The sequence below is a fragment of the Erwinia sp. 198 genome (assembly GCF_003937915.1).
GTDB classification, from domain to species: domain Bacteria; phylum Pseudomonadota; class Gammaproteobacteria; order Enterobacterales; family Enterobacteriaceae; genus Erwinia; species Erwinia aeris.
Genome location: NZ_RHUM01000010.1, coordinates 167,489 through 193,682 on the forward strand (window position 1 = coordinate 167,489; position 26,194 = coordinate 193,682).

General features: G+C 56.2%; 19 protein-coding genes. 8 read left to right on the top strand and 11 right to left on the bottom strand.

Translation table 11 applies throughout. The annotated features are described in order from the left end of the window. Nucleotides 1-141: 141 nt before the first annotated feature. A complete protein-coding gene (locus EGK14_RS15375) occupies nucleotides 142-1,203 on the top strand; it encodes an AI-2E family transporter (protein WP_125289970.1) in 1,062 nt (353 codons plus the stop codon). A gap of 3 nt (nucleotides 1,204-1,206) precedes the next feature. On the opposite strand, the gene EGK14_RS15380 is transcribed toward EGK14_RS15375, so the two are convergent. Together EGK14_RS15380 and EGK14_RS15385 are read right to left on the bottom strand one after the other, a co-directional pair. Beyond that, a complete protein-coding gene (locus EGK14_RS15380; protein WP_125289971.1) occupies nucleotides 1,207-2,151 on the bottom strand; it encodes an ABC transporter substrate-binding protein in 945 nt (314 codons plus the stop codon). 9 nt (nucleotides 2,152-2,160) lie between these two features. Continuing rightward, complete coding sequence (locus EGK14_RS15385) at nucleotides 2,161-2,925, bottom strand: class II aldolase/adducin family protein (protein WP_125289972.1); 765 nt, start codon at nucleotides 2,923-2,925, stop codon at nucleotides 2,161-2,163. Nucleotides 2,926-3,129: 204 nt separating this feature from the next. Here EGK14_RS15385 and EGK14_RS15390 point away from each other — a divergent pair, with 204 nt between their 5' ends. Next, nucleotides 3,130-4,698 (top strand): EAL domain-containing protein, encoded by a 1,569-nt coding sequence (locus EGK14_RS15390; RefSeq protein WP_125289973.1) that lies wholly within the window; start codon nucleotides 3,130-3,132, stop codon nucleotides 4,696-4,698. A gap of 58 nt (nucleotides 4,699-4,756) precedes the next feature. Here EGK14_RS15390 and EGK14_RS15395 read toward each other — a convergent pair whose 3' ends face one another. Next, on the bottom strand, nucleotides 4,757-5,230 hold the full coding sequence (locus tag EGK14_RS15395; RefSeq protein ID WP_125289974.1) for a hypothetical protein: 474 nt from the start codon (nucleotides 5,228-5,230) through the stop codon (nucleotides 4,757-4,759). Between the two features lie 415 nt (nucleotides 5,231-5,645). On the opposite strand from EGK14_RS15395, the gene proP reads away from it, so the two are divergent. Then, complete coding sequence (gene proP, locus EGK14_RS15400; RefSeq protein ID WP_125289975.1) at nucleotides 5,646-7,151, top strand: glycine betaine/L-proline transporter ProP; 1,506 nt, start codon at nucleotides 5,646-5,648, stop codon at nucleotides 7,149-7,151. A gap of 64 nt (nucleotides 7,152-7,215) precedes the next feature. On the opposite strand, the gene EGK14_RS15405 is transcribed toward proP, so the two are convergent. The 4 genes from EGK14_RS15405 to EGK14_RS15420 all read right to left on the bottom strand — a co-directional run bounded on the left by EGK14_RS15405 (nucleotide 7,216) and on the right by EGK14_RS15420 (nucleotide 15,946). Next, the gene (locus tag EGK14_RS15405) at nucleotides 7,216-8,316 is read right to left on the bottom strand and encodes an ABC transporter substrate-binding protein (protein ID WP_125289976.1); all 1,101 of its coding nucleotides are present in this window, start codon (nucleotides 8,314-8,316) and stop codon (nucleotides 7,216-7,218) included. A gap of 17 nt (nucleotides 8,317-8,333) precedes the next feature. Next, nucleotides 8,334-10,466 (bottom strand): TonB-dependent siderophore receptor, encoded by a 2,133-nt coding sequence (locus EGK14_RS15410; RefSeq protein WP_125289977.1) that lies wholly within the window; start codon nucleotides 10,464-10,466, stop codon nucleotides 8,334-8,336. A 129-nt stretch (nucleotides 10,467-10,595) separates the two neighbouring features. Continuing rightward, complete coding sequence (locus tag EGK14_RS15415; RefSeq protein WP_125289978.1) at nucleotides 10,596-14,093, bottom strand: autotransporter outer membrane beta-barrel domain-containing protein; 3,498 nt, start codon at nucleotides 14,091-14,093, stop codon at nucleotides 10,596-10,598. 671 nt (nucleotides 14,094-14,764) lie between these two features. Next, nucleotides 14,765-15,946, bottom strand: a complete 1,182-nt coding sequence (locus EGK14_RS15420) for an NAD(P)/FAD-dependent oxidoreductase (RefSeq protein WP_125289979.1) — start codon at nucleotides 15,944-15,946, stop codon at nucleotides 14,765-14,767. Between the two features lie 243 nt (nucleotides 15,947-16,189). Here EGK14_RS15420 and pitA point away from each other — a divergent pair, with 243 nt between their 5' ends. Then, a complete protein-coding gene (pitA, locus tag EGK14_RS15425; RefSeq protein ID WP_148101254.1) occupies nucleotides 16,190-17,692 on the top strand; it encodes an inorganic phosphate transporter PitA in 1,503 nt (500 codons plus the stop codon). A 52-nt stretch (nucleotides 17,693-17,744) separates the two neighbouring features. Here the strand turns inward: pitA and uspB are convergent, their stop codons facing one another. After that, nucleotides 17,745-18,080 carry a universal stress protein UspB gene (gene uspB / locus EGK14_RS15430; protein WP_125289981.1) on the bottom strand — a complete coding sequence of 112 codons (336 nt, stop codon included), beginning with the start codon at nucleotides 18,078-18,080 and terminating at the stop codon, nucleotides 17,745-17,747. Between the two features lie 375 nt (nucleotides 18,081-18,455). Between uspB and uspA the strand changes: the two genes are divergently transcribed. Further along, a complete protein-coding gene (uspA, locus tag EGK14_RS15435; protein WP_125289982.1) occupies nucleotides 18,456-18,893 on the top strand; it encodes a universal stress protein UspA in 438 nt (145 codons plus the stop codon). 63 nt (nucleotides 18,894-18,956) lie between these two features. On the opposite strand, the gene rsmJ is transcribed toward uspA, so the two are convergent. Beyond that, complete coding sequence (rsmJ, locus tag EGK14_RS15440; protein ID WP_125289983.1) at nucleotides 18,957-19,715, bottom strand: 16S rRNA (guanine(1516)-N(2))-methyltransferase RsmJ; 759 nt, start codon at nucleotides 19,713-19,715, stop codon at nucleotides 18,957-18,959. Further along, on the bottom strand, nucleotides 19,712-21,760 hold the full coding sequence (gene prlC / locus EGK14_RS15445; RefSeq protein ID WP_125289984.1) for an oligopeptidase A: 2,049 nt from the start codon (nucleotides 21,758-21,760) through the stop codon (nucleotides 19,712-19,714). Before prlC ends, rsmJ begins: the two co-directional genes overlap by 4 nt. 181 nt (nucleotides 21,761-21,941) lie before the next feature. On the opposite strand from prlC, the gene EGK14_RS15450 reads away from it, so the two are divergent. Beyond that, a complete protein-coding gene (locus tag EGK14_RS15450; protein WP_125289985.1) occupies nucleotides 21,942-22,766 on the top strand; it encodes a CPBP family intramembrane glutamic endopeptidase in 825 nt (274 codons plus the stop codon). Nucleotides 22,767-22,857: 91 nt separating this feature from the next. Continuing rightward, nucleotides 22,858-23,700, top strand: a complete 843-nt coding sequence (locus EGK14_RS15455) for a 23S rRNA (adenine(2030)-N(6))-methyltransferase RlmJ (protein WP_125289986.1) — start codon at nucleotides 22,858-22,860, stop codon at nucleotides 23,698-23,700. 38 nt (nucleotides 23,701-23,738) lie between these two features. Here EGK14_RS15455 and rnz read toward each other — a convergent pair whose 3' ends face one another. Next, nucleotides 23,739-24,653, bottom strand: a complete 915-nt coding sequence (gene rnz, locus EGK14_RS15460) for a ribonuclease Z (RefSeq protein ID WP_125289987.1) — start codon at nucleotides 24,651-24,653, stop codon at nucleotides 23,739-23,741. Nucleotides 24,654-24,830: 177 nt separating this feature from the next. Between rnz and gorA the strand changes: the two genes are divergently transcribed. After that, the gene (gene gorA, locus EGK14_RS15465) at nucleotides 24,831-26,183 is read left to right on the top strand and encodes a glutathione-disulfide reductase (RefSeq protein WP_125289988.1); all 1,353 of its coding nucleotides are present in this window, start codon (nucleotides 24,831-24,833) and stop codon (nucleotides 26,181-26,183) included. Nucleotides 26,184-26,194 lie beyond the last annotated feature (11 nt).

Genomic DNA, 26,194 nt, shown 5'->3' on the forward strand with positions numbered 1-26,194 from the left:
GCCTGCAGCCAGACCAGCTATTGCTGACGTATCCTGCTCTGCGTCGTACAAAATATCCCGGTGCTGAGACCTTTCCTGAAATCAGAAGCCAGCCGGAAAACAGTCGCTACACTTAATCACAAAAAGCCTGAAGGAGAAGGAATGAACGCACCACAGCAGGAGAAGATGGGGCAGAATATGCTGCTAAAAATGGCGACGCTGGTCGTGGTTTTAGCTGGCATTAAGGCAGCTTCGGCTATCCTGGTTCCCTTTTTACTGGCCCTGTTTCTGGCCATTATTTTAAACCCGCTGGTTACTGCTCTGATGCGGCGCGGCGTCCGGCGCGGTATGGCTATCAGCCTGGTGATCGCGGCGGTGCTGGTTGCCTTCGGGCTGCTGGTGGCGATGATTGCCGGTTCGGCGGATGAGTTCTCTACCGTTTATCCGCAGCTTCAGCAGCAAATGACGCAAAGGCTGGCGCAGCTTCAGCATGTTGTCGCGCCTTTTCATATTAATCTTTCTACGAACAGCCTGGCGGCCCGGCTCGATCCCAACGCCATTATGGGCATGGCGACGCTGATCCTCAGCCAGTTTTCCGGCGCGCTGACCAACCTGGTGCTGCTGATTATGACGGTGGTATTTATGCTGTTTGAGGTGCATCACCTGCCCTACAAGCTGCGTTTCGCGCTGATCAATCCTAAAATTCGCATCGCCGGGCTGCATAAAGCGCTAAAAGGCGTTACCCATTACCTGGCGTTGAAAACGCTGATTAGCCTGATTACCGGGTTCTCCGTGTGGCTGGTGCTGATGCTGCTGGATGTGCAGTTCGCGCTAATGTGGGGCGTGGTGGCGTTCGTTTTAAACTATATTCCCAATATCGGCCCTATTATTGCCGGTATTCCGCCCATGCTGCAGGCGCTGCTGCTAAACGGCGTGTATGAAGCGGCGCTGGTCGCGGCGCTTTTCAGCGCCATCCATATGGTGTTTGGCAATATGCTGGAGCCGCGCGTGATGGGAAAAGGGCTGGGGCTTTCCAGCCTGGTGGTATTCCTGTCGCTGATTTTCTGGGGCTGGCTGCTGGGGCCGGTAGGGATGCTGCTCTCCGTACCGCTCACCAGCGTGTGTAAAATCCTGATGGAAACCACGCCGGGCGGCAGCAAACTGGCGATCCTGCTGGGCAACGGCAGGCCGCCGAGGACGGCAAAATCCAAACTGCAAAAATAGTCGTCAGCGTGCGTCAAAGACGCTGGTATCGGTTATTGCCTGCACCTTAATCTTGTTGGGCAAGATCGCCAGCGAGGAGAAGAGATCGGCAACCTGCTGAACTTTAGCGATATCTTCTGCCGTAACCGGCCGTATGCCATGAGAAATACGGCCGGTAATGCCTTTCGACACTTCCGGCGGCAGCCGAGTCAGCGACGAATAAACTTTATTATACGCAACCGGATGTGCTATTCCCCAGGCGCGAGCCTGCGCCAGCCGACGCGCAAAATCGGCGATAGCCAACCGCTTTTGCGCATCTTTTAGCGAGCTGCCGGTAGCGGTGACAAACGAGAGCGCTGTGGTCAGCCCTTTGCCGTCGCGTAGTAGCCGCGCACCATGCTGTTCAGCGATACCCAGATAGGGATCGAAGGTGGCCCAGGCGGCGATTTGGCCGGAATTAAAGGCCGCGCTGGCGTCGGTCGGCAGGACAAAGCGTACCGAAACCACCGTTTGTGGCACTCCGGCCTCTTCCAGCGCTTCATAGAGCAAGTGCTGCGAAATACTGCCGCGCGCGGAGGAAACCACCACCGTTTTTCCGGCCAGATCCCTGACGCTGTGCAGCGGTGAATCAGCGGGTACGATCAGTCCATTGCTCGCGCTGTCGCCCACGTTGGTGGCGATAATTTTCAGATCGACGCCGCCCGAAGCCGCCATCAGCACCGGCAGATCGCCCGCATAAGCGGTATCTACTGCGCCAGCACGCTGGGCTTCAAACAGCGGCGCGGCGCCCTGAAAGTTGGCCCAGCGGTAGTCATAAGGCGCGTCTTTCATCACGCCGGAAGCCTCCACCAGCGATCTTAGATTCCGCGCCTGGTCACCCAATACCAGCGTCACTTTTTCCGCTTTTGCCACGCTGGCTATCAGGCTTATGCCCAGCAGCAGCGCCAGCGCGCTTGTTCCCACTTTCATCTTTTTTCCTTAAAGCGCGTTACGCGTCAGCTGACGAATATAGGCATCCCAGTGCAGCAGATACTTTTTATTTTTTATGCCGTTATCAAAAACCCGCGCGGCTTTTTCGGCCACGCTGTCGGGCACAATGCTCAGCCCGGCGCCGCCAGACTGGGCCGCCAGCTGCGCCACGCACGCTCTTTCCAGGTAGTAAAGGTTGTAAAAGGCCTCTTCCAGATTTTCACCGCAGGTCAGCAGGCCATGATTACGCAGGATCAGCGCGTTCAGATCGCCCAGATCGGCGACGATACGCTGCTGTTCATCCAAATCCAGCGCGATGCCTTCGTAATCGTGATAGGCCAGCCTGCGGTAAAAACGCATACTGTGCTGTGAAATCATCAGCAGGCCGTTTTTCTGCGCCGCCACGCCAATGCCCGCCGCCGTATGGGTATGCAGTACGGCGTGCGTATGCGGGCGGGCGCGATGAATAGCGCTGTGGATAACGTAGCCAGCCGGGTTGATGCCTGAGCCGACAGGATCGTCAATGATTTCGCCGTCCAGATCGACTTTCACCAGCGTTTCCGGCGCGATTTCGTCGAAGGTTTGTCCGTAAGCGTTGATCAGGAAATGCGGCCTGTCGCCCGGCACCCGCAGCGAAAAGTGGGTGTAGATATGATCGGTCCAGCGCAGCCGCGCGGCCAGCTGGTAACACTGGGCCAGTTTGATACGAGCCTGCCACTCCGCGTCGGTAATACGCGCGCGAAGCGATTCGGCGGAATGCAGTGCGCCACTCATAAAATCCTCCTGAATACAGCGTGATGGAAGGCCGAAGCCGGGCCAGGGCATCCTGACACACAAGAAACGTATGGCGGAAACGATCAATCTGAGAATAAATTGCATAAAATTAGCTAAGCGACGGCGCGCCTGAATTTTTTTTCAGCGCCATGCTACCTTTACCCTTTCAGGTGGCGCAGGGATGCCGCTAACAGAGGACAATGAATGGATCGGCCGAAAAGAAGCAGTGAAAAAAGAGGCGTGCTGCTGGCGATCGCTGGCACAGTGCCGCTGCTCCTTTGCCTGATCTTTACCTTTATCGACGCCAGGCAGATCGTTAAGCGCCAGCAGGCGGCGACCGCGGGTATGCTGCTGGCGCATGCCGAAGCAATTGGCGACCGGGCCTGGGATACCATTGGCGAACTTCAGGCGTTTTCAAAAAGACCCTGCGGAGAGATCAATGACGAGCTGAGGAAGTATGCGGCGCTGTCCCCCTATTTTCGCTCAATAGGCGTTATGCGCGAGGGTCGGATAACCTGTTCTTCCGCATTCGGCGGGATGCATAACGATATCGCTACCGTTATTCAGCGTCAGCCGCCGACGGATCGAAAAGCGAAGTGGATGCTTTCGTTAAGCAAAACCTGGGCGGTGAAAGACAGACCTGCCGTGATTTTTATGCACGATACGCCCGCGCATTCCGGCGCTTTTGTGATAATTGACGGCCAGTATTTACTGGATGTGATGAGCGCGGTCGGGAAAAGCCAGCATAACAGTATCCGGCTGCGGTTCGGCGGCGGCTTTGCCTTGCGCAGCGGCGCAATCGTCAATCAGCCGTCGGGGCTGCTTCAGCCCGTGACGCTCAGCGAAGGTTCCAGCCGCTATCCTATCGACGTCGAGGTGACTTCACCCGCCAGCGATATTGCCTTTACCTGGCGTCAGGGTCTGTTTACCTTCGTGCCGATGGCGCTGATCCTGTCGCTGCTGTTGATGACCGTGACCAACAACTGGCTGAAGCGTAAGCTTTCTTCCCGCGACCAGCTGCGGCAAGCCATACTGCATCGCGAATTTTCCGTTAACTATCAGCCCGTTTATCATATGGTTACAGGTAAAGCCAGCGGCGCTGAAGTGCTGATGCGCTGGCAGCGGCCTGACGGTCACTGGGTAAGGCCAGATATGTTTATCAACGCGGCGGAAGCGGAAGAGATGATCATACCTTTGACCCGTCATCTGATGGAGCTGGTGCTGGAGGATGCCAAACAGTGGAGCCTGCCGCCGGATTTCCGGCTGGCGATTAACGTAGCCGCCGCACACGTCCAGCACGACGATTTTGTCGAGGATATCCGCTATTTTGCTCGTGGCATGGCGATACATCGACCGGATATCACGCTGGAACTGACCGAGCGCAGCCTGCTTTCCGACGGAGAAGACGTCGTGCAAAAGCTCCAGCTGCTGCGTAATGAAGGTATCCATATCGCCATTGATGACTTTGGCACCGGCCACTGCTCGCTCTCTTATCTGCAAACCTTCCCGCTGGATTACCTGAAAATCGACCGTGGCTTCATCAACGCCATTGAATCGACCACGGGCGAAGCACCGGTGCTGGACGCTATCATCACGCTAAGCCACAAGCTGGGGCTAAAGATTGTGGTGGAGGGCGTAGAAAATGCCACTCAGCTTCATTATCTGCAGGCGCGCGGAGTAGTTTTTATTCAGGGATATTATTACGCCCGCCCCATGGACAGCCGGCTATTTATGTCCTGGATACAGCAGGAGGGTCAACGCCGGCTGGTTTAAATAGTCGGGTACAGGCTGCATTAAAGCCGACGACAAAAAATCGTAACGATTTTCAATTTCATTTACGTAGTTTTAGCGCTGCCCGCAATGCAATCCTGACGGCGTCGTCCTCGGGAAGCATTTTCTGTTCGCTATGGACTATCCCTGCCTCTTCATGCCGGGCTTTCGTCCGTTCATTAATTCTGGCCAGCATTGTGATAATTTGTGACGAAACCCTCTGGTGCTCCTGATATATATCCCAATAGCTTTTTTTTTGATAATTCAGGAAGCGAAAATTTAATATAAATCCAATATTATCAACTAACTGAATGATTTTCATTCGCATCAGGCCTGAGCATTCAGGCATTAATATAGCCCGTTCTGCAGGCCCTGCTTTGTCGGTAATTTCTCCACTCCCAGGCTTTATCTGCTTTTGCGAATAAACCCTAAATTTATTAAGGAGAAAAATTTTCTGAGGCCGGAAAAATTTTAAATTAGCTTCTGTGCTTTTCAGCCAATAGTTTTCAAAATGAACGTGTTTTCTATTATTCATTACCACCCCGCCAGACTGCGACCGGCAGTATTACCGATCGAGGCAGCAGGCGCAATACTAATATTGGCAGGTAGACTGGCTTAATTTCAATGTAAAAATATGTGCCACTCCTGCTTATTTCTCTTGGCCTGGCTGACCTTCGCCGTGAATTTTTCTGGCTTTTTTGGCCGCGCCGAGGGCGTGGTTATGTCCGTTAACCATTGGTTACAAAATCTAATTCCGGGTAGAAATTATGTTACACAGCGCAGAAACGATATACTGAAAGCAGACGGATATCTGTTAACGAATGAACAAAGTTGTTATTTATCTCCGTCGACAGGGCGAAAGCCCGTACGCTATTCGCTCTGCTTTCCTGCTGCGGCGCAAGCAGAGCGGAAGATTTTTCCGGGAAACAGTCAATTACAGGGTGCTTTATATGAAGCTACGTAGGAAGCGTGTTAAGCCGATTGGCTTAAAAGACGTAACGATCATTGATGATGCCAGGTTACGCAAAGCCATTACCGCAGCGTCGCTCGGTAACGCTATGGAGTGGTTTGACTTTGGGGTATACGGCTTTGTTGCCTATGCGCTGGGCCAGGTATTCTTCCCGGGCGCCGACCCTGGGGTGCAGATGATTGCCGCGCTGGCGACCTTCTCCGTTCCTTTCCTGATCCGCCCGCTTGGCGGCCTGTTCTTTGGCGCGCTGGGCGATAAGTATGGTCGTCAGAAAATCCTTTCCATTACCATTGTCATTATGTCGGTCAGTACTTTCTGTATCGGCCTGATACCTTCTCATGCCTCTATCGGCATCTGGGCGCCCATCCTGCTGCTGCTGTGTAAAATGGCACAGGGCTTCTCGGTAGGCGGCGAATATACCGGCGCCTCTATCTTTGTGGCCGAATACTCGCCTGACCGCAAGCGCGGTTTTATGGGTAGCTGGCTGGACTTCGGTTCTATTGTCGGCTTCGTCACCGGCGCAGGCCTGGTGGTGCTGATTTCTACCGTGGTCGGCGAAGCGAATTTCCTTGACTGGGGCTGGCGTATTCCGTTCTTCGTGGCGCTGCCGCTGGGCCTGATCGGCATTTATCTGCGTAACGCGCTGGAAGAAACGCCTGCTTTCCAGCAGCACGTTGAAAAGCTGGAACAGGGCGATCGCGAAGGTCTGGCCGACGGCCCGAAAGTGTCGTTTAAGGATATCGCCACCAAACACTGGAAAAGCCTGCTGGCCTGTATCGGTCTGGTGCTGTCCACCAACGTGACCTACTACATGCTGCTGACCTACATGCCCAGCTATCTGTCGCATAACCTTCACTACTCCGAAGATCACGGCGTAATGATTATTATCGCGATTATGATTGGTATGCTGTTCGTGCAGCCGGTAATGGGCCTGATGAGCGATAAGTTCGGCCGTCGCCCGTTTGTGATTATCGGCAGTATTGCGCTGCTGCTGCTGGCGGTCCCGTGCTTTATGCTGATTAACAGTAACGTGATGGGCCTGATTTTCGCCGGTCTGCTGCTGCTGGCGGTGATCCTGAACTGCTTTACGGGCGTAATGGCTTCGTCGCTGCCGGCGATGTTTCCTACCCATATTCGCTACAGCGCGCTGGCCAGCGCCTTCAATATTTCTATTCTGATAGCGGGCCTGACGCCAACGCTGGCGGCGTGGCTGGTGGAGTACACCGCCAACCTCTATATGCCAGCCTACTATCTGATGGTGGTAGCGGTTGTGGGTCTGATTACCGGTATCATGATGAAAGAAACGGCCAATATGCCGCTGCGTGGCGCAACGCCTGCCGCCTCTGATATTGACGAGGCAAGAGAGCTGTTGCAGGAGCATCACGACAATATCGAGAGCAAGATCGAAGATATTACCGAGCAGATCGCCGAGCTGGAAGAGAAGCGTAAGCATCTGATTAACCAGCACCCCCGCATTAACGAATAAGCCTACAGATTTGCGTTAGCAAGTCAGCCTGAAAGCCCGCAGCCGCGGGCTTTTTCTTTCACCTTCAGCTTTTTCCGCCGTTTGTCCAGTAGGTGCCGGTTTCCGGTAGTGGCAAAAATTCCTCGTTCATTTCACGCAGCGTGTCGGCCGGTTCCAGATCGTGGAACAGCTGCGGATGCAGCGTTTTAGCAATAATCTCGACAGCCAGCAGATGCCACGGGCTCAGATAAAAATTGTGCCACACCGCTAAGGTTCGGCCCTGGCGAATGGCCGCCAGCTGAGCGATAACCCGCTCGCTCGCCAGCGCCTGCGAAAAACTCTGCTTTGCCGTGGCCGGTGCTACCTGCGGGCCAAGCTGTAGCCGATGCGGCTGCTGCGCATCGCCCATGCCGGTTGCCAGAAAGAAATCGGGCTGGGCAGCCAGCACCGCTTCCGCGCTTAGCTGACCAAATACGCTGCTAAACTGACCGGCCGCAATATTGTCGCCGCCCGCATACGCCAGCAGATCGGCCAGATTACCGTGTCCCACCGTGGTACAGCACTCTTCCCGTCGCCCTATATGCAGTTGCAGCATCACGCGCGGCCTGGCTGGATCCGCCTGACGCAGCCGGTCATTAATCAGCGCCATATGCCGTTGATAGAACGCGATAAAGCGCTGCGCTTTCTGCTGCTCATTCAGCGCTTCACCCAGAATTTTCAGGCTCGGTACGGTATTTTTCAGCGGATCTACTCGCGTATCGACGTAGATAACCGGGATGTCCGCCGCGGCCAGCTGCATCAGCGTGCTGTCCTGCGCCGCAGGCTTTTTGGCGTAAAGCGGCAGGATCACCAGATCGGGCCGCAGCGCGATGATTTTTTCCACGCTAAGCTGACCCGGATTAGCACCGCCAATCAACGGAATTTTTTTCATGGCGGGGAAAGCGGCGTTGTAACGTACCCAGGTCTGCCGATCGTAATGCGGCAGATCGCCAGGCCAGCCCGCCACGCGCCGCAGTGGGTTGCCCTGTTCCACCAGCGCCAGCGTATAGAGCAGCCGTCCTTCGCCCAGTATGATGCGCTGCGGATTGTCCGGCACCGTGACCTTGCGCTGCAAAATATCGGTAAGCATTTTCGCCTGTGGCGCGCTGCAGGCTAACAGCAGCAGCAGGATCGGCCATTTTTTCATGAGTTTTTCCATGACGATCAAAAATCAACGGACGCGGAAACCACGATTTCACGCGGCGCGCCTTCGCTAACGCGCAGGTTGCCGCCGCTGGATCCGTAATATGCTTTATCAAACAGGTTGTTGACGTTGATCTTCAGCTGAGTATGTTTGCCCACCAGCTTGCTGTCCCAGGCGGCGAAAGCGTCCGCCACCGTATAGTCCGGCATCGTGAAGCTGTTTTCCGGATCGCCCGCGCGGGAACCGACGTAGCGCCCGCCACCGCCGACTCGAACCTCACCCTCCAGCCAGGAGAAACGCAGGGCGTGCGTCAGGTAGAGGCTGCCGCTGTTGGCTGGCGCGTTGACCAGCCGATTGCCCTCGTTAGCCGGATTAACGTCATCCTCAATGATTTCCGTTTTATCGTGGCTATAGGTGGCTATCAGGTTCCAGTCCGGCGCCAGCTCGCCGTTGATCTCCACTTCCGCGCCGGTAGAGCGCGCCTCAGGAATGTTGCGCGTACTGCCGTTGATCAATACCGACATATCCTTCTCGTCAATGCGATACAGCGCCAGCGTGGCGGACATGGCGGGCAGCATTTGCCACTTTGCGCCCACTTCATAAGTCGTGCCTTTTTCCGTCGAGGCGACGTTGCCGTCGTCATCGGTTTGTGTTGAAGGGGTAAAAGATTTGCTGTAGCTGCCGTAGAGTGAAAGATCGGGCCGCGCCTTATACACCAGCCCTGCCTGCGGCAGAAAAGCATCGCCGCGATCGTTGAGCGTGCTCTGCGGATCGGCCCAGCCGCTGCTGGCGGTTTGGGTATAGCGCTGATAGCGGGCGCCCGCTACCGCTATCCATTTATCGGTCAGATGGATACTGTCTTTGGCAAACAGCGAACGGCTGTAAAGGTTGGTGCGCAGATTGCTCTGCGCGTCGGCAACCGTGCTGGCGTTGATCGGCGGCTCTTCGCCATAGATCGGATCGTACATGTTGAAGGTTTTTGACACCTTGCCGCGATAGGACCAGGCCTTATAGGTTTCATTCTGCTCGTAGTCAATGCCCAGCATAATATCGTGCTGCATGCCCCAAATCTGCGGGCTGCCGCCTATGTCCCAGGCAAGATAAGTCGTCTGGTGATTGAAGCCGCGGTTCGCGTCCGCACGGCGAGAGACAATGCCCGTGGCGGCGTTAACCGCCGTGGCACGCACTTCGTTACTGTCGTAGCGACGCTGCATCCAGGCGTAGTTGAGATGGGTTTCCCAGGTTTCATCCAGGCTGTAGGCGTAGCTGATATTCAGGCGCTTGTTTTTCCCCCAGGCGTGGTTGGCACTGTCGTCCAGACGCTGGTTATAGGGAATATTTACCGGTTTTTTATTGATAAACGCGGTGCCGCGATCGACAGGAATATCAAACTTATATTCGGTATAGCTGATGTTGAAAGCGGCTTTTTCGCCATACCAGCTCAGCGATGGCGACAGCAGGGTATGTTCATTAGCGCCAAAATTACGCCAGTAATCCTCGCGCTGGCGCTCGGCAATCAGGCGAAAGGCAAAGCCGTCGCCCAGCGGCCCGGTGATGTCCACGCTGCCCGCGCCGCCGCCGATGCTGGTGGTTTCGCCGGCAAGATGCGTGTGCCATTCATACTGCGGTTTTTTGCTGACCAGATTAATAATACCGCCGGGATTCTGAATGCCGTACAGCAGCGAGGCCGAGCCTTTCAGCACTTCCACATGATCGATAGTACTGTCCATCGACAGCCCCTGATTGCTGCGCACGCCGTCGATAAAAATCGATCCGTCGGAGTTGCTGCCGAAGCCGCGCTTGACGAAGCCGTCTTCAATAGCGCCCAGCGTGTTGCCCTGGCTGATGCCGCTGACGAACTTCATGGCGTCGTTCACGCTTTTCACCTGGTAATCTTTTATCACCTGCGGCGTAACCACGCTGACGGACTGCGGTGTTTCATTGCGCGGCAGCGGCATTTTGCTGGCCGCGCTCGCAGTATCCTGGCTGTAGCTGCCCGGTTCGCCGGTGCCATCGGCGGTCACGGTCAGCGTCGGCTCTTTTACGCTGCCGGCTGCCAGCGCGGCCGTGCTGAACAGCAAGGTGGGTAACAGAAGAGGCATTTTACCGGTAAAATGAACGACGGCAAAAGAGAGAGCAAAAGGTGTTTTCATCAACAGGCGCGCAGGTAGAGTTATAATTGGCGCGGATGATAATAATTTTCATTCCTGTTAGCAATTTCAAAACGCCGTTTTCCGCAACAAAAAAGGGCCCGCAGGCCCTTTCAGCAACCGCTGAAGCGGTCAGAACCGGTAACGTATCCCCATGTTGCCGGTATAGCCTTCCGTACCCGGCCCAAAGCTGTGGGCATATTTTACCTGAGCATACACGCTGAAGTGCGGATTCAGCTGGCTGCTGACGCCGGCACCCGCCTGCCAGTAGCCACGCCGTACGTCCGGCCGCATCGTTTCGTTATTCATATCAACGCCCGGCGTATGGCCCAGAAACTGCACCACGTCTGCCTGTAAATAAGGCTTCAGCACGGGACTATCGTAATAGAACCGCAGACCTTCACGCAGCCGGGCGGCCATCAGGTTCTGATCTTTCAGCTTAACGCCGCTGGAATAGGTCTGGCTGATGTTCATGTACTGGCCCATCGCCTGTAGCTGGGGTTCCAGCCTGAACCGGCCGCCTAAAGACAGCGGGATGCCGGTTTCCACCGAGGCGACGACGCCGTAGCTGTCCATTTTGGCGCGGGTCAGGCTGGAGAACTCGTTGCTGTAGCGCGTGAGCTGCACAACGTTATCCAGGTAAGCGCCGCTGTCGTTCCATGCCGTCAGATAGCCGCCGATGCCGTAAGCATGAGTGGTCACTTTACCCACGTCAACGGAGAGTTCCGACCTCAGGCTACGCGCGGTGTCTTTGTTGTTACTGCGCTGATGGCCAAGCGTCATCATCGGGCCAGCCGTCAGATGCCAGCCGTCGGCAAACTGACGCGTGACGACATCGCCGCCCAGCTGGACGAAAGTGGTATTTACGTTGAAAGCAAAGCGTCCGGCTGCATACCTGTCATGACGGCCCGAGACTCGCGCCCAAGCCGTGCCGCCCTGGTAAGCGCCGAGGCGTTCGTGCCAGGTACCGATAGTGTCAAATCCGTAGGTCGAATTCAGATACGGCGCGATAAGGTAACCGGCGGTTTCTGGCCTGTATGCTTTAACCCCCGGCTCTGGCGTCACTCCTTCACTGGCCGCGTCGTTAGCTCCCGGCGTGGCGGGAATATCGTTCTCCGGCGTAGCGGGCGCGTCATTATCCGGCGTGATGGGCACAGGCACCTCGTCGCTATCGGCAGCGTCATCAGGTGGGGTGACGGGCGTCAGCGACGATTGCAGATACCAGTCCCTGTCGCCGATTTTGTTCAGGAAATACTCATAATTCCCGGCGACTACAGTGTTTTTCTGATTAAAAGTCGCGGCGGTGGCATCGCCTTGCACGCTCACCAGCAGAATACCGCTGTGGGTCAGCTCGCCCGTGCCGCCTCGGTTGCTGACGCTAACATCATAATTGCCCGCAGCATTGCCGTTTACCAGCAGCCTGTCGCTGAGTGATTCGTCGCCGCCCAGCCGGGTATTAAACGCAAACGAACCCGAACCGGACAGGTCGCCTTTTACGGCGAGCGTGCTGAAGCCTGAAGCCTTATTGAAGATCACCGAGCCGCTGTCCATCGTCAGCGTGTTCAGATTAGAATCGGCCGTCACCAGCCAGCTGCTGGCGCTGTTGAGGATCAGCTGATTGACGTTTTGCGTCGCCCCGCTGAGCGTCGAGCCGTCGTTCAGCGTCAGGTTAACCGGGCTGTCGTCGCTGACGATAACATCACCCAGCAGCTGCGAGGCGCCGTTCGCCGTCACGTTAACCGTCGAAAGAAAAACCTCGCCTTCATCATTAACGTCTGCGCCAGCGCTGAGTGCCGTGCCGTTGCCGCCATAGACAAGGCTGCCGTTGCTGAGCGTCAGATCCAGCGCGGAACCTTTAGCCAGCACGCCGCTTCCCGCTTCGCTACGCAGCGCTGTGTTATTCAGCGTGACTGCGCTGCTCAGGGTATCGGAGTAGGTATTCGCGTACAGTCCGGCCGCCTGCGGCCCTTTTGATTCCGTGGCCGTTCCCGTATTGGTGATGGTGCTGTCAGTCATCTCAATATTGCCGAGGGTAGTGATTAAACCAAACGCGTTGTCCCCGGAGGCGGTAACGGCGACGTTAGCAGCGGTAACGGATGCCGCACTTCCGGCATAGATGCCCCCGCTGTTTTCGCCGGTGGCGACAATCTCGCCGCCTGTAAGATTAACCACGCTGCTGCTGGTGGCGGCAATACCATATGCGCCTTTACCACTGGTGGTAATGGCTGGATCGACCAGCGTTGCGGTGCTGTTGGTCATGGCCCGGATGCCATAAGCGCTGTCGCCAGAAGTGTTTATCTGCGTATCGTGCAACGTTAATTTGCCGGAGCCGGTAAGAAAGATGCCAGATGAAAGCTCGCCAGCCGTGGTAACAGCGCTATTAGTCAGCGTCAATACGCCAGCGGCAGAGGCAACTGCGCCATACGCCTGGGCGTTACTCGTCGTTATGTTGCTGTTGTTAAGGTCTATTATGGCTCCCCCGGCAGCCCTCACGCCGTAGCTCTCTTCGCCAGAGGTATTAACCGTTATCCCGTCGCCCGTGACGTTCCCCGCGGAAGAATAGTTTACCGTGGCAAAAAGACCGTAGCTCCCACTACCTGAAGTAAGTAGCGTCGCGTCAGTCAGATTAACTTTGCCGCCCGCCAAAATCCCATGGGAACTGCCGCCGTGAGTGAGGATATTCACGCCGGTGGCCTCCAGTATAGTGCTGCTTAGCGGCATATAAATACCGTGGGAGTTGACCTTAGAGGTTTGAAACGTGCCACCGTTAATGGTAGCGCTATCGCCCTGCCCGCTTATTTCAAGCGCGTTATGCGCTTGATAGTTATCATTCACTGTCGTCGTGATATCAACGTTATTTAACGTTGCATGACCGCCCAATGTACGGATGCCGACATAGGCCGCATTGATAGCGCTGTCGTTTAAGATCAAAGTGCTGTTTGTACTGTTACCGATCTCAATAGCCGGATGGTATTCAGAAGCGGTATCGATAGTTATATTGGTGCCGGTAACATGGCCTCTGAGCGCAAAAATAGCCTGAATGGCCTGGTCACCGGTCAGCGTGAAATGGGTATTATTTAATGTGACGTTGCCATATACACCTTCATGTGCAAAAACTTTAATACCGATAACAGGACTATTGATAGTCAGTCCTTCAGCTTTCAGAACCCCGCCCGATACTTCGATAGCGCCGTCAATGGTGTTAGTCGTAAGCGTAGAATTAATAATGGTAACATCACTGTTTTTAGCCTGGATCCCGCGGCTTTGGCTGCCCAGTGTAGCGATCGTGCTGTCGGTGATAGTCAGCGTGCCTGAATGAGCATAGACCGCCGGAGAGTTTCCTTCGCTGGTTGATAACGTCACGCCATTCAGATTCAGGCTGCCCTGTTCGGTTACCCACGCCCCTGACGTCGCGTTGTGCGAAGTAGTAAAAGTCAGGCCGCTGTCCGTAGTAAGCTGACTACCCGCACCCGACACCAGCAGGGGAACATCGCCCTTTTCAACAGAGGAGTAATCGGAAGTGGCCTGTAGCGTGGAGCCATCGGTGACGACCCACGGCGAAGCCGCCGCAGCGTAAAGCGGTAAAGACAGTACAATACCGGGGATAAAAGGCCTTAATATCATAGCCATAATGCTTCCTTTCGTTAATATCCATAATAACTATAAATACATCTACCGTATCTTCAGGTGAGGAAGGGTGCGGTCTGCAGAGAGGGCTTATATAAAAAGACTGACGGTAAAAATGGAAATATAGCAATGCTTCCTGCGCCATAATGCCAGCAGATCCGGTCATCCATAGGGTTATATTAGTTGATCATATTGACAGCAAGAAGGATTTTTTTAAAAATTCTTTATATAATCAGAAGTGTTACTCAATACCGTAACAGGAAACAATGAAAATCAATCTAAGAAGATAACCTTATTATAGAGTAAAAATTCCAGCAAGCGTCTTAATGACAAAATTAATACGGACGCGTGAGCGGTAACGTTATTTTATTTATGTTACCGCAGGCCAGCCCTATTTAAGGTAGACCTTTCCCGAAACAATTACATTACCTGATAACAGATTATCGTTATTTAAAAGAAGGCAACAGGGAAGTAAAAAGGGGAATAGCCAGCCCCGCCGTTTTAAACTTTACCATGCTTTTTCCAGACGGCGGGCGTCATATTCAGTCGGATAAAGAGACTGCCAGCCGCACGCCGCTATCCCTCTGCCCAACGATGTCCATCAATCAGGCCACGCTGCTTATGGCAACAGTCAGCCACCCGACCTGAGTAACAGAGAATGGCCGGGAGGTCATTCACAACGCTTGCGCGCACGCCCAGGCGGAACTCCAGGCCCACTGGAAATTGTAGCCGCCAAGCCAGCCGGTAACATCCACGACTTCCCCGATAAAATAGAGGCCCGGCACGTCCCGCGCCTCCATTGTTTTTGACGAAAGCGCGTCGGTATCGACGCCGCCCAGCGTCACTTCGGCGGTGCGGTATCCTTCCGTACCGTTGGGCTGTACGCGCCAGCCGTGCAGCGTTTCCGCCAGCTCGGCCTGCTGTCGGCCGTTCAGCTGTTTTAAAGTACATTCCGGCACCGCGCCCAGCAGCTGTAGGCATTCCACCAGCCGGCGGGGCAACACTTTAGCCAATGTATTTTTCAGGCTTTGATTCGGATGAATTTCGCGCTCTTCACTGAGTAAAGCGTTGAGATCGCTTTCGGGCGAGAGGTTGATGGTAACGAATTCGCCAGGCTGCCAGTAGCTGGAAAGCTGTAGCACCGCCGGCCCGGAAAGCCCGCGATGGGTAAACAGCAGCGCCTCTTTGAACGCGGTGCCGTCTTCCGCCGTCATTACGGCAGGCACGGCAACGCCGGAGAGCGTTTGCAGCTGCTCAAGCAGCGGTTTGTGCAGCGTAAACGGAACCAGTCCCGCCCGCGTGGGGAATATCTTCAGGCCAAACTGTTCGGCAATTTTATAGCCGAAAGGCGACGCGCCCAGGCCAGGCATGGAAAGCCCGCCTGAAGCGATAACCAGCTTGTCGGCCTGTACGATACTGCCGTTCAGCTCCAGCGTATAACCGTTATCGCGCGTTACCTTCAGCACTTCGCTGCGTAGCCGTAGCGTCACCTGACCGGTTTCACACTCTTTCAATAACAGATCCACGATTTGCTGAGCGGAGTCGTCGCAAAAAAGCTGGCCCAGCGTTTTTTCATGCCACTGGATGCCATGCCGATTAACCAGGTCGATAAAATCCCACTGCGTATAGCGCGCCAGCGCAGATTTACAAAAATGGGGATTATGCGACAGATAGGCCGCAGGCTCGGTATAAAGGTTAGTGAAATTACAGCGGCCGCCGCCCGACATCAGGATTTTGCGCCCCGCTTTTTTGCCGTTATCCAGCACCAGCACGCGCTTGCCTCGCTGCCCTGCCTGGGCGGCGCAAAACAGGCCGGCCGCCCCCGCGCCGATAATGATAACGTCAAATTTTTCCACACTGCTCTCCGGCCTGCTGCTTAAAAAACGCTGATTGTAATGACAAGGCGCGCTTCCCGCCAGCGTCACAAAAGCGTCATGCGCGGCCGCGTTTATAACTGAATGATTTTCATACGCTTCAGGGCCGCTATTTACTCCGTTTGACGCATTAATGTCAAAAAAAGTCTATATTTCACTTTCCCCAGGCGCGGTTTCTCGCTGATAATGCGCCGCGTTCATGTCCTCCAAAATGGCGTAACGCTTATGCTACATCTGTTTGCTGGTCTTGATTACCATACCGGCCTGTTACTCGTCCTTGCCCTGCTCTTTGTTTTGTTCTACGAAGCCATCAACGGCTTTCACGACACGGCAAACGCGGTGGCTACCGTTATCTATACCCGAGCAATGCGATCGCAACTGGCGGTGGTCATGGCCGGCGTATTTAACTTCTTTGGCGTACTGCTGGGCGGGCTAAGCGTTGCTTATGCCATCGTTCATCTGCTACCCACCGATCTGCTGCTTAACGTCGGGTCGGCTCACGGTCTGGCCATGGTCTTTTCCATGCTGCTGGCCGCCATCATCTGGAATCTGGGCACCTGGTATTTCGGTCTGCCTGCTTCCAGCTCCCATACCCTCATCGGGGCCATTATCGGCATTGGCCTGACCAACGCACTGCTGACCGGCACGTCGGTTGTTGATGCGCTGAACATCCCGAAAATGATCGGCATTTTCCTGTCGCTGGTTATCTCTCCGATTGTCGGCCTGGTGCTGGCTGGCGGCATGGTGTTTATTCTGCGCCGCTGCTGGAGCGGCAATAAAAAGCGCCGCCGTATTCATATGACGCCAGCGGAACGCGAAAAGATCGATGGCAAGAAAAAGCCGCCGTTCTGGACTCGTATCGCTCTGATCGTCTCGGCTATCGGCGTGAGTTACTCTCACGGCGCTAACGACGGTCAGAAAGGCATTGGCCTGATTATGCTGGTGCTGATTGGCGTGGCGCCTGCGGGCTTTGTCGTCAATATGAACGCCTCCGGTTATGACATCACGCGCACGCGCGATGCGGTCAATCATCTTGAGCAGTATTACCGGCAGCACGGCGATTCGCTGACGCAGATGGTGCAGATGGCGCCGCCTGCGCTGCCTACGCCGGAAGAGAATCCGGGCAGCCCGAAAGAGTTTCACTGCGATGTTTCGCGCGTGATGCCTGCTATCGAGCGCACCCAGAGCCTGCTGAATAACCTGCAAAGCTACGATGCGTTAAACGTCGAGCAGCGCAGCCAGCTGCGTCGCCTGCTGATGTGTATCTCGGATACCGCCGACAAAACGGCCAAGCTGAAAAGCGTTTCTGCTGAAGATCAGCGTTTTCTCGGCAAGCTGAAAGGCGACATGCTGAATACCGTAGAATATGCGCCGGTCTGGATCATTATCGCCGTTGCCCTGGCACTGTCGCTGGGCACCATGGTGGGCTGGCGCCGCGTCGCCACCACTATCGGCGAGAAGATCGGTAAGAAAGGCATGACCTACGCTCAGGGGATGTCCGCACAGATGACCGCGGCAGTTTCTATCGGCGTGGCCAGCTACACCGGGATGCCTGTTTCAACGACCCACGTGCTCTCCTCCTCCGTTGCCGGCACCATGCTGGTAGACGGCGGCGGCGTGCAGGGCCGCACGATTAAAAACATTCTGCTGGCCTGGGTCTTTACCCTGCCGGTATCTATCGTGCTGTCGGGTGGCCTTTACTGGCTGGCGCTGAAACTGGTGCCGTAATCCAGCGTAAAGTAAGCTCAGGGCGGGGAAGTTTCCCCGCCTTTTTTATATCTCAATGCCAGATAAGCAGGCCAATCAGGCTGATAAAAACCAGTCCGCACAGCGCGCTGGTCAGTAGAAACTGGCCGCGTACGCGTTCACAGCGGCGAATAAACTCTTCGTCGTGATGGTCGCGGTAGCGCTGCATCCAGATATAGCGCACCAGCCGCACCTGTTTGCCGGGCTGGCCGTGAGAGGTAAAAAAGCCCGCGCCGTCAACGTACTGATAAAGCAAAGGATCGCAACCGCGAAGCACTACCAGCAGCGCGCGCAGGGAAGAAAAGTAACGCGCCATATTTACCAGACAAACCACGCAAAGAGCCCAAAAAAGTGCAATCGTGCTAATCATGCTCCCCTCCACGACGATACTCTGCCAGCCGCCGTTATGATGCCTGAACAGAGTGTGGCCAACCCCAGGACCGGGCGATGGTAACGGCAAGGTTGCCGTCCAGCGTTTTTATTCGTTTCTTCAGTTTAGGAGATGGAAGGAAATTTTTTCCAGCATGCACGAGCGTGGGGATAAAAAGAGGTGCAAATTCATTTTGATCCTGCTCGCAAAGGTGAGGCGCTGACCGGGATTTGTTAACATTTTTAGCTATACTGTAGAGATAAAAAACGCGTCGCGACAGGCGCGGGGAACCCTGCCACATCGCATTAATTCAATGTGTTATGATGCCAGACTGCCTGCATGTATGCAGCCGCACCGAATGGAAGGAGTAGCATTATGTCTTACAAACACATTCTGATTGCCGTGGATCTTTCACCAGAAAGTAAACTGCTGGTGGCAAAAGCGGTATCTATGGCTCGCCCTTACGACGCTAAAGTGTCACTGATCCACGTTGACGTTAATTACTCCGATCTCTATACCGGTCTGATCGACGTGAATCTTGGCGATATGCAAAAAAGGATTTCCGAAGAAACCCACTCCGCGCTATCCGATATTTCAAACAGCGCCGGCTACCCGATTTCCGAAACCCTTAGCGGCAGCGGCGATTTGGGCCAGGTACTGGTGGACGCCATCAAGCGTTACGATGTGGATCTGGTGGTTTGCGGCCATCATCAGGATTTCTGGAGCAAGCTGATGTCCTCGGCCCGCCAGCTGATTAATACCGTGCATATCGATATGCTGATTGTGCCGCTGCGCGACGAAGAAGAGGATTAAGGTTTATTTGTCGTGCGATAAGCCGCTTCCGCTGGTTTAAGGGAAGCGGCTTTTTACTGCCAGCTACTGCTCTGTGTTCAGCGGCGGATAGATATCAAAACGGTGGCTTTTGGTAACCACGGCAGACTGCGTGGCGACGCCTGCCAGCGGCGGTGCATAGTCGGGCCGCTTAACCACCACGCGTTTTTTCGCCAGCCGTCGCGCCGGCTCCAGCAGCCCGTCGGCATCGTCATCCGCACCTACCAGCGTCTGAAACACACGCATCTCTTTCTTCACCAGCGCGCTTTTTTGCCTGTGCGGATACATGGGATCGAGATAAACCACGTCCGGCTTTTCGCCGATCGCTGCCAGCGCCTCCAGGCTGGAAGCGTGCACCAGCGTCAGGCGCTCCCGTAACCAGCCGCCGATTTCCGCATTGCGGTAGCCGCGCTGCAGGCCGTCGTCCAGCAGTGCAGCGACCACAGGATGCCTTTCCAGCATCTGCACGCGGCAGCCCAGCGAGGCCAGCACAAAGGCGTCGCGCCCCAGCCCTGCCGTAGCGTCAGTCACCACCGGCAGATAGCTGCCCTTGATGCCGACCGCTTTCGCGACGGCTTCGCCGCGCCCGCCGCCAAAGCGACGGCGATGCGCCATCGCGCCGTCGACAAAGTCCACGAAAATGCCGCCCAGCTTCGGCTCATCGCGCTTGCGCAGCTCCAGACGGGCATCGGTCATCACCAGCGCCATCGGCGCATCTTCATCGTGCTCTAACTGCCAGCGTGTGGCCAAAACAGAGAAGGCACCGTCTCCGGCGCCCGTTTCGTCAATCAGGCAGATCTTCACTCAGCAGGTTCCTGAATGCCGTAGTGCGCCAGCATCGCGTCCAGCTGCGGCTCGCGGCCACGGAAGCGTTTGAACAGCGCCATCGGCTCTTCGGAACCGCCGCGCGTCAGGATATTATCCAGGAAAGACTGGCCCGTTTCTCGATTGAAAATACCCTCTTCCTCAAAACGCGAATAGGCGTCAGCCGCCAGCACGTCTGCCCACAGATAGCTGTAGTAGCCCGCCGCGTAGCCGCCAGCAAAGATATGGCTGAAGGCATGCGGGAAGCGGCCCCATGACGGACTCGGCACCACGGCCACCAGCTTTTTAATCTCTTTCAGCATCGCCAGGATCTGCGCGCCCTTAGCCGGATCGAACTCGGCGTGCAGGCGGAAGTCGAACAGGCCGAACTCCAGCTGACGCAGGATAAACAGCGCGGCCTGGTAGTTTTTCGCCGCCAGCATTTTGTCCAGCAGCGCCTGAGGCAGCGGTTCGCCGGTTTCATAGTGACCGGAAATAAAGGCCAGCGCCTCCGGCTCCCAGCACCAGTTCTCCATAAACTGGCTTGGCAGCTCTACCGCATCCCACGGCACGCCGCTGATACCGGAAACTCCCGGCGTATCGATGCGGGTCAGCATGTGGTGCAGGCCGTGCCCGAACTCGTGGAACAGCGTGGTGACTTCATCATGGGTAAAGAGCGCCGGCTTGCCGTTCAGCGGACGGTTGAAGTTACAGGTCAGATAGGCGACCGGTTTTTGCAGGCTGCCGTCGGCACGACGCATCTGGCCGACACAATCGTCCATCCACGCGCCGCCGCGTTTGTTTTCACGCGCGTAAAGATCCAGATAGAAGCTGCCGCGCAGCTCGCCGCTCTCGTCGAACAAATCGAAGAAGCGCACGTCCGGGTGATAAACATCCACATCTTTACGCTCTTTCGCGGTGATGCCGTAGATGCGCTTAACGACTTCGAACAGGCCGTTGACGGCGCGCTCTTCCGGGAAGTAAGGACGCAGCTGTTCGTCGCTGATGGCGTACAGGTGCTGCTTCTGTTTTTCACCATAGTAAGTCAGATCCCACGGGTTCAGCTCGTCGATACCGTGCTCTTTTTTCGCGAAGGCACGCAGCTGCTCCAGCTCTTTTTCCGCCTGCGGACGGGCGCGCTTCGCCAGATCGGTCAGGAAGTCGGTAACCTGCGCCGGGTTTTCGGCCATTTTGGTCGCAAGGGATTTTTCGGCATAGGAAGAAAAGCCCAGCAGCTGCGCCAGCTCATGACGCAGCGCCAGCGTTTCCGCCATCACTTCGCTGTTATCCCATTTTCCGGCGTTAGGCCCCTGATCGGAAGCGCGGGTTGAGTAGGCGCGATACATCTCTTCCCGCAGCGCCTGGTTGTCACAGTAGGTCATCACCGGCAGATAGCTTGGGATATCCAGCGTCAGCAGCCAACCTTCCTGCTCTTTGGCTTCCGCCTGCGCTTTGGCGGCAGCCAGCGCGCTTTCCGGCATGCCGGCCAGTTCGCTTTCGTCGGTAATCAGCTTGCTCCAGCCCATCGTGGCGTCGAGCACGTTGTTGCTGTAGGTCGAGCCAAGCTCGGACAGGCGAGCGGCGATTTCACCGTAGCGCTTCTGCTTCTCTTTCGACAGGCCGATGCCGGACAATTCGAAATCGCGCAGCGCGTTATCTACCGCTTTTTTCTGCGGCGCGCTCAGCGAGTCAAAGCTGTTTTCTTTCAGGTTGCGGTAAGCCTGGTACAGGCCTTCGTGCTGACCTACCCAGGTGCTGTATTCCGACAGCAGCGGCAGCGTTTGCTCATAGGCCTGACGCAGCTCCGGGCTGTTTTTGACCGAGTTCAGATGGCTGACCGGCGAGAACAGGCGGCTCAGGCGATCGTCGGCTTCTGACAGCGGCTGCACCAGGTTATCCCAGGTATAAGGCGCGCCCTGGGCGACAGCTTTCTCCACCGCCGCACGGCACTCTTCCAGCGCGGTAGTCACGGCTGGCACCACGTGTTCTGGCTTAATAGCGGAAAAAGGCGGAAGCGTAAAAGAAGTCAGCAACGGATTGGTCATAGCGCAGTCCTTGTTATCGATGTATGGGGCGCGTTGCCGCGCGCGATTAAGCTAACATGAGGTTAAGTGTAGCGAAAATCAATGGGGCAACGGCGGGCTTAAAAAAGGCAATTGCCTGCAAAGCGCAGCGGGAGCATACTTTTTCCGCAATTTATTCCACTGACTCACAGGGAGCGTCTTTATGTGGTACTGCCTTGCCGCATCGTTGTTCTTTCTGCCTTTTTACCGGCGCGTTTCGCTGACCCTGCTGGCTGTCTCGCTGATCGTGGGCGTCAGCAATCATACTGTGCAACTACCGGCGCTTGGCGCGCTGGCGGCAATGGGCGCCGTGGCCTTTTTTTGTTACAGGCAGCAGGCACGAAACGCTTTGGGCGTGGTCGGAGAAGCCTTGCTGTTCCTGGGCGCGGTTGCGCTGATGCTGCACCTTGTGCCGGGCTTTAATAATTTGCGCATCGTTTCCGGCGTACAGGTTGGGCCGGAGAGCGCGCCTTTTACCTTCTATTACAACTTTGACAAGGCGCTGATCCCCTTTGTGCTGCTGGGCTGCCTGCCAACGCTGCTGAAACGCCCGGCTGCGCCGCCCGCTAACCGGCTGTGGTGGCTGGTTTTGCTGCTCTCTATGCCAACGCTGCTGCTGATCGCCACGTTGGCTGGCGGCCTGCGAGTGGAGCTGCATCATCCGGCCTGGCTCGGCGCTTTTATGCTGGCTAATCTGTTTTTCGTTGCGCTGGCCGAAGAAACGCTGTTCCGCGGCTACGTGCAGCAGCGCCTGAGCCAGGGACTCGGCAACGTGTGGGCGCTGCTGATTACGGCAGTGCTGTTCGGGCTGGCGCACGTCGCGGGCGGGCCGATGCTGGCCTTTTTTGCCGCGCTGACCGGCGTGATTTACGGCCTGGCCTGGCTATGGAGCGGACGCGTGTGGGTTTCCACGCTGGTGCATTTTGCTTTTAATCTGTTGCAGCTGCTGTTTTTTACCTATCCCTTCTGGCTGCATCAGCCCGGGTAGCGCATTTTTTCCGCCAGACGGTTATACTGGGCAGGAATCGTGCCGCTCGTGCGGCACACTTGCTTTTTTCCCACCGGACAAATCCCACGACATGCTGAGTTATCGCCACAGTTTTCACGCCGGCAACCACGCCGACGTTCTCAAACATACCGTTCAGAGCCTGATCATTAACGCGCTTAACGAGAAGGATAAACCCTACCTCTATCTCGATACTCACGCGGGTGCCGGACGCTATCAGCTGGGCAGCGAACATGCCGAACGGACCGGAGAATATCTGGAAGGGATTGCCCGTATCTGGCAACAGGACGACGCGCCGGAAGAGCTGGCAAGCTACCTTTCCTGCGTGAAAGCGCTGAATCCTAACGGCAGGCTGCGTTTTTACCCCGGCTCGCCCTTGATCGCGCGCCATCTGCTGCGCCCTTACGACAAGCTGAATCTGACCGAGCTGCATCCCAGCGACTATCCGCTGCTGCGCAATGAGTTTCAGAAAGACGAACGCGCGCGGACGGAAAAAGCGGACGGCTACCAGCAGCTGAAATCCAAACTGCCCCCGCCATCGCGTCGCGGTCTGGTGCTGATCGATCCGCCTTACGAAATCAAAACGGATTACCAGGCGGTGGTGAAAAGCATTCAGGAAGGCCATAAACGCTTCGGCACCGGCGTGTTCGCCCTGTGGTACCCGGTGGTACTGCGCCAGCAGATCAAACGTATGTTTGCCGAGCTGGAAGCGACGGGCATTCGCCGCATTCTGCAAATCGAACTGGCGGTACTGCCGGATAGCGATCGCCGTGGCATGACCGCATCGGGCATGATCGTGATTAACCCGCCGTGGAAGCTGGAGCAGCAGATGAAAAACGTGCTGCCGTGGCTGCACAAGCAGCTGGTGCCAACGGGCACCGGCCATACCAAAGTCAGCTGGATCGTGCCGGAATAAGTCCGCCCTGCCGGTCGGGCGCTGCCCGACCGCGCTCGCTACAGCGGAAACAGCGCAAAATCGTGCGCCATTTCGGTAGCCGGAAAAATCGCCCGACACTCCGCCAGCAGCCGTTCCGCATCCTCACGCAGATAGCGCGAGCTGAGATGGGTAATAATCAGCTTTTTTGCCCGCGCGTCCTTTGCCATCGTGGCCGCCTGCACCGTTGACGAATGGCCGCGACCGTTAGCTTTCTCCTGCATGGCGGCTTCCAGCGTCGCTTCATGCACTACAACGTCAGCCTCAGCCGCCAGCGCGCTTGCCGCCGCCGTGGGTGCCGTGTCGCCGAAAATCGCCAGCGTCCGCCCTTTAATCGCCGGGCCAAGGTAGCGGCTGCCGTCCACTACGCGCCCGTCCTCCATCGTGACCGTTTTACCCAGCTTGAGCTGTTGGAACAGCCGTCCGGGCTTGATGCCGTCCGCCAGCAGCCGTTCCGCGTCCAGCGTGCCGGGTCTGTCATGTTCTTCGATGCGAAAGCCGTAGCACTCCACCGGATGCGTCAGCGGAAAGGCCGTGACGCGGAAATGCTCGTCGCTGAAAAGCTCTCCGGCACCGATTTCCACAATATCCAGCGGAAAAGTCAGCCACGAGCCGCTCAGGCTGAGGGACATCTCCACAAAGGTCTTGATCCCTGGCGGCCCGTAGAGCGTGATCCCCTCGCTGATGCCGTTCATCGAGCGGCTGGTCAGCAGCCCCGGCAGGCCGAAAATATGATCGCCGTGCAGGTGGGTGATAAAAATCTTTTCCAGTTTGCCGGGCTTGACCGCGCTGCGCAGGATCTGATGCTGCGTCCCTTCGCCGCAGTCAAACAGCCAGCTGCCGCTGCGCACACCCTGTAAATTTAAAGCGATGCTGGTAACGTTGCGCTGGCGGCTTGGCGTCCCCGCGCCGGTGCCTAAAAAAAGCAGTTCCATTCCGTCTCTCTTTGCCGGTTTTTAAATCAAAAATAGCGATTTACGTCACGCTCTATGCCATTTACCCGCGTTTCTGACGTGCCCGCCCTATCACAATCATAGACGCAAACTTTGCGGCATTTGGCCGTCAGGCGTTACACTAGTGCCAATTAATTCGACCCTTATGGAACTCTTTCGATGACCAGACATTATGACTACCTTGCTATCGGCGGCGGCAGCGGCGGCATCGCTTCCATTAATCGTGCGGCCATGTATGGACAAAAATGCGCGCTGATCGAGGCGAAAGACCTCGGCGGTACCTGCGTGAACGTCGGCTGCGTGCCGAAAAAAGTGATGTGGCACGCGGCGCAGATCGCCGAAGCGATTCATCAGTATGGCCCTGACTACGGCTTTAATACCACCGTCAACAGCTTTGACTGGGCGACGCTGGTTAAGAACCGTAGCGCCTATATCGACCGTATTCATACCTCGTACGATAACGTGCTGGGCAAAAATAAAGTAGACGTTATCAAAGGGTTCGCTCGTTTTGTCGACGCCCACACGGTGGAAGTGAACGGCGAGAAGATCACGGCGGATCATATTCTGATCGCGACCGGCGGCCGTCCAGTTCATCCGTCGATTCCGGGTGCGGAATACGGTATCGATTCTGACGGTTTCTTTGACCTGGACGCATTGCCAAAACGCACCGCCGTGGTCGGCGCAGGCTATATCGCCGTTGAGATCGCAGGTGTGGTTAACGCGCTGGGTTCTGAAACCCACCTGTTCGTGCGTAAACATGCGCCGCTGCGTACCTTCGATCCGCTGATTGTGGACACGCTGGTGGAAGTGATGAACGCTGAGGGCCCGACGCTGCATACCGAATCGATTCCGAAAGCGGTGATTAAAAACGCCGACGGCAGCCTGACGCTGCAGCTGGAAAACGGCAAAGAGCAGACCGTAGACTGTCTGGTCTGGGCCATTGGTCGTGAACCCGCTACCGACAACCTGAACCTGAGCGTGACCGGCGTTGAGCTGAACGAGAAAGGCTATATCAACGTTGATAAGTATCAGAACACCAACGTGAAAGGCATCTACGCCGTGGGCGACAACACGGGCGCCGTTGAGCTGACGCCGGTAGCCGTAGCCGCTGGCCGTCGCCTTTCTGAACGCCTGTTTAACAATAAGCCGGACGAGCATCTGGATTACAGCAACGTGCCAACCGTGGTCTTCAGCCACCCGCCTATCGGCACCGTGGGTCTGAGCGAGCCGCAGGCGCGCGAGCAGTATGGCGATGACGAAGTGAAGGTCTATAAATCCGCCTTTACCGCCATGTATACCGCCGTGACGCAGCACCGCCAGCCGTGCCGCATGAAGCTGGTTTGCGTGGGCAAAGATGAGAAGATCGTCGGCATCCACGGCATCGGCTACGGCATGGATGAAATGCTGCAGGGCTTCGCGGTGGCGCTGAAAATGGGCGCGACCAAGAAAGACTTCGACAATACCGTGGCTATCCACCCGACCGGCTCGGAAGAATTTGTCACCATGCGCTAACGGCGCATCCC

Bases quoted from the DNA above. Each gene is read 5' to 3' on its own strand.
- rnz (WP_125289987.1), bottom strand. From the start codon at position 24,653: ATGGAACTGCTTTTTTTAGGCACCGGCGCGGGGACGCCAAGCCGCCAG.
- EGK14_RS15450 (WP_125289985.1), top strand. From the start codon at position 21,942: ATGTGGTACTGCCTTGCCGCATCGTTGTTCTTTCTGCCTTTTTACCGG.
- EGK14_RS15410 (WP_125289977.1), bottom strand. From the start codon at position 10,466: ATGAAAACACCTTTTGCTCTCTCTTTTGCCGTCGTTCATTTTACCGGT.
- EGK14_RS15395 (WP_125289974.1), bottom strand. From the start codon at position 5,230: ATGAATAATAGAAAACACGTTCATTTTGAAAACTATTGGCTGAAAAGC.
- EGK14_RS15405 (WP_125289976.1), bottom strand. From the start codon at position 8,316: ATGAAAAAATGGCCGATCCTGCTGCTGCTGTTAGCCTGCAGCGCGCCA.
- proP (WP_125289975.1), top strand. From the start codon at position 5,646: ATGAAGCTACGTAGGAAGCGTGTTAAGCCGATTGGCTTAAAAGACGTA.
- gorA (WP_125289988.1), top strand. From the start codon at position 24,831: ATGACCAGACATTATGACTACCTTGCTATCGGCGGCGGCAGCGGCGGC.
- pitA (WP_148101254.1), top strand. From the start codon at position 16,190: ATGCTACATCTGTTTGCTGGTCTTGATTACCATACCGGCCTGTTACTC.
- EGK14_RS15390 (WP_125289973.1), top strand. From the start codon at position 3,130: ATGGATCGGCCGAAAAGAAGCAGTGAAAAAAGAGGCGTGCTGCTGGCG.
- EGK14_RS15375 (WP_125289970.1), top strand. From the start codon at position 142: ATGAACGCACCACAGCAGGAGAAGATGGGGCAGAATATGCTGCTAAAA.
- EGK14_RS15415 (WP_125289978.1), bottom strand. From the start codon at position 14,093: ATGGCTATGATATTAAGGCCTTTTATCCCCGGTATTGTACTGTCTTTA.
- uspA (WP_125289982.1), top strand. From the start codon at position 18,456: ATGTCTTACAAACACATTCTGATTGCCGTGGATCTTTCACCAGAAAGT.
- EGK14_RS15380 (WP_125289971.1), bottom strand. From the start codon at position 2,151: ATGAAAGTGGGAACAAGCGCGCTGGCGCTGCTGCTGGGCATAAGCCTG.
- EGK14_RS15455 (WP_125289986.1), top strand. From the start codon at position 22,858: ATGCTGAGTTATCGCCACAGTTTTCACGCCGGCAACCACGCCGACGTT.
- uspB (WP_125289981.1), bottom strand. From the start codon at position 18,080: ATGATTAGCACGATTGCACTTTTTTGGGCTCTTTGCGTGGTTTGTCTG.
- EGK14_RS15385 (WP_125289972.1), bottom strand. From the start codon at position 2,925: ATGAGTGGCGCACTGCATTCCGCCGAATCGCTTCGCGCGCGTATTACC.
- prlC (WP_125289984.1), bottom strand. From the start codon at position 21,760: ATGACCAATCCGTTGCTGACTTCTTTTACGCTTCCGCCTTTTTCCGCT.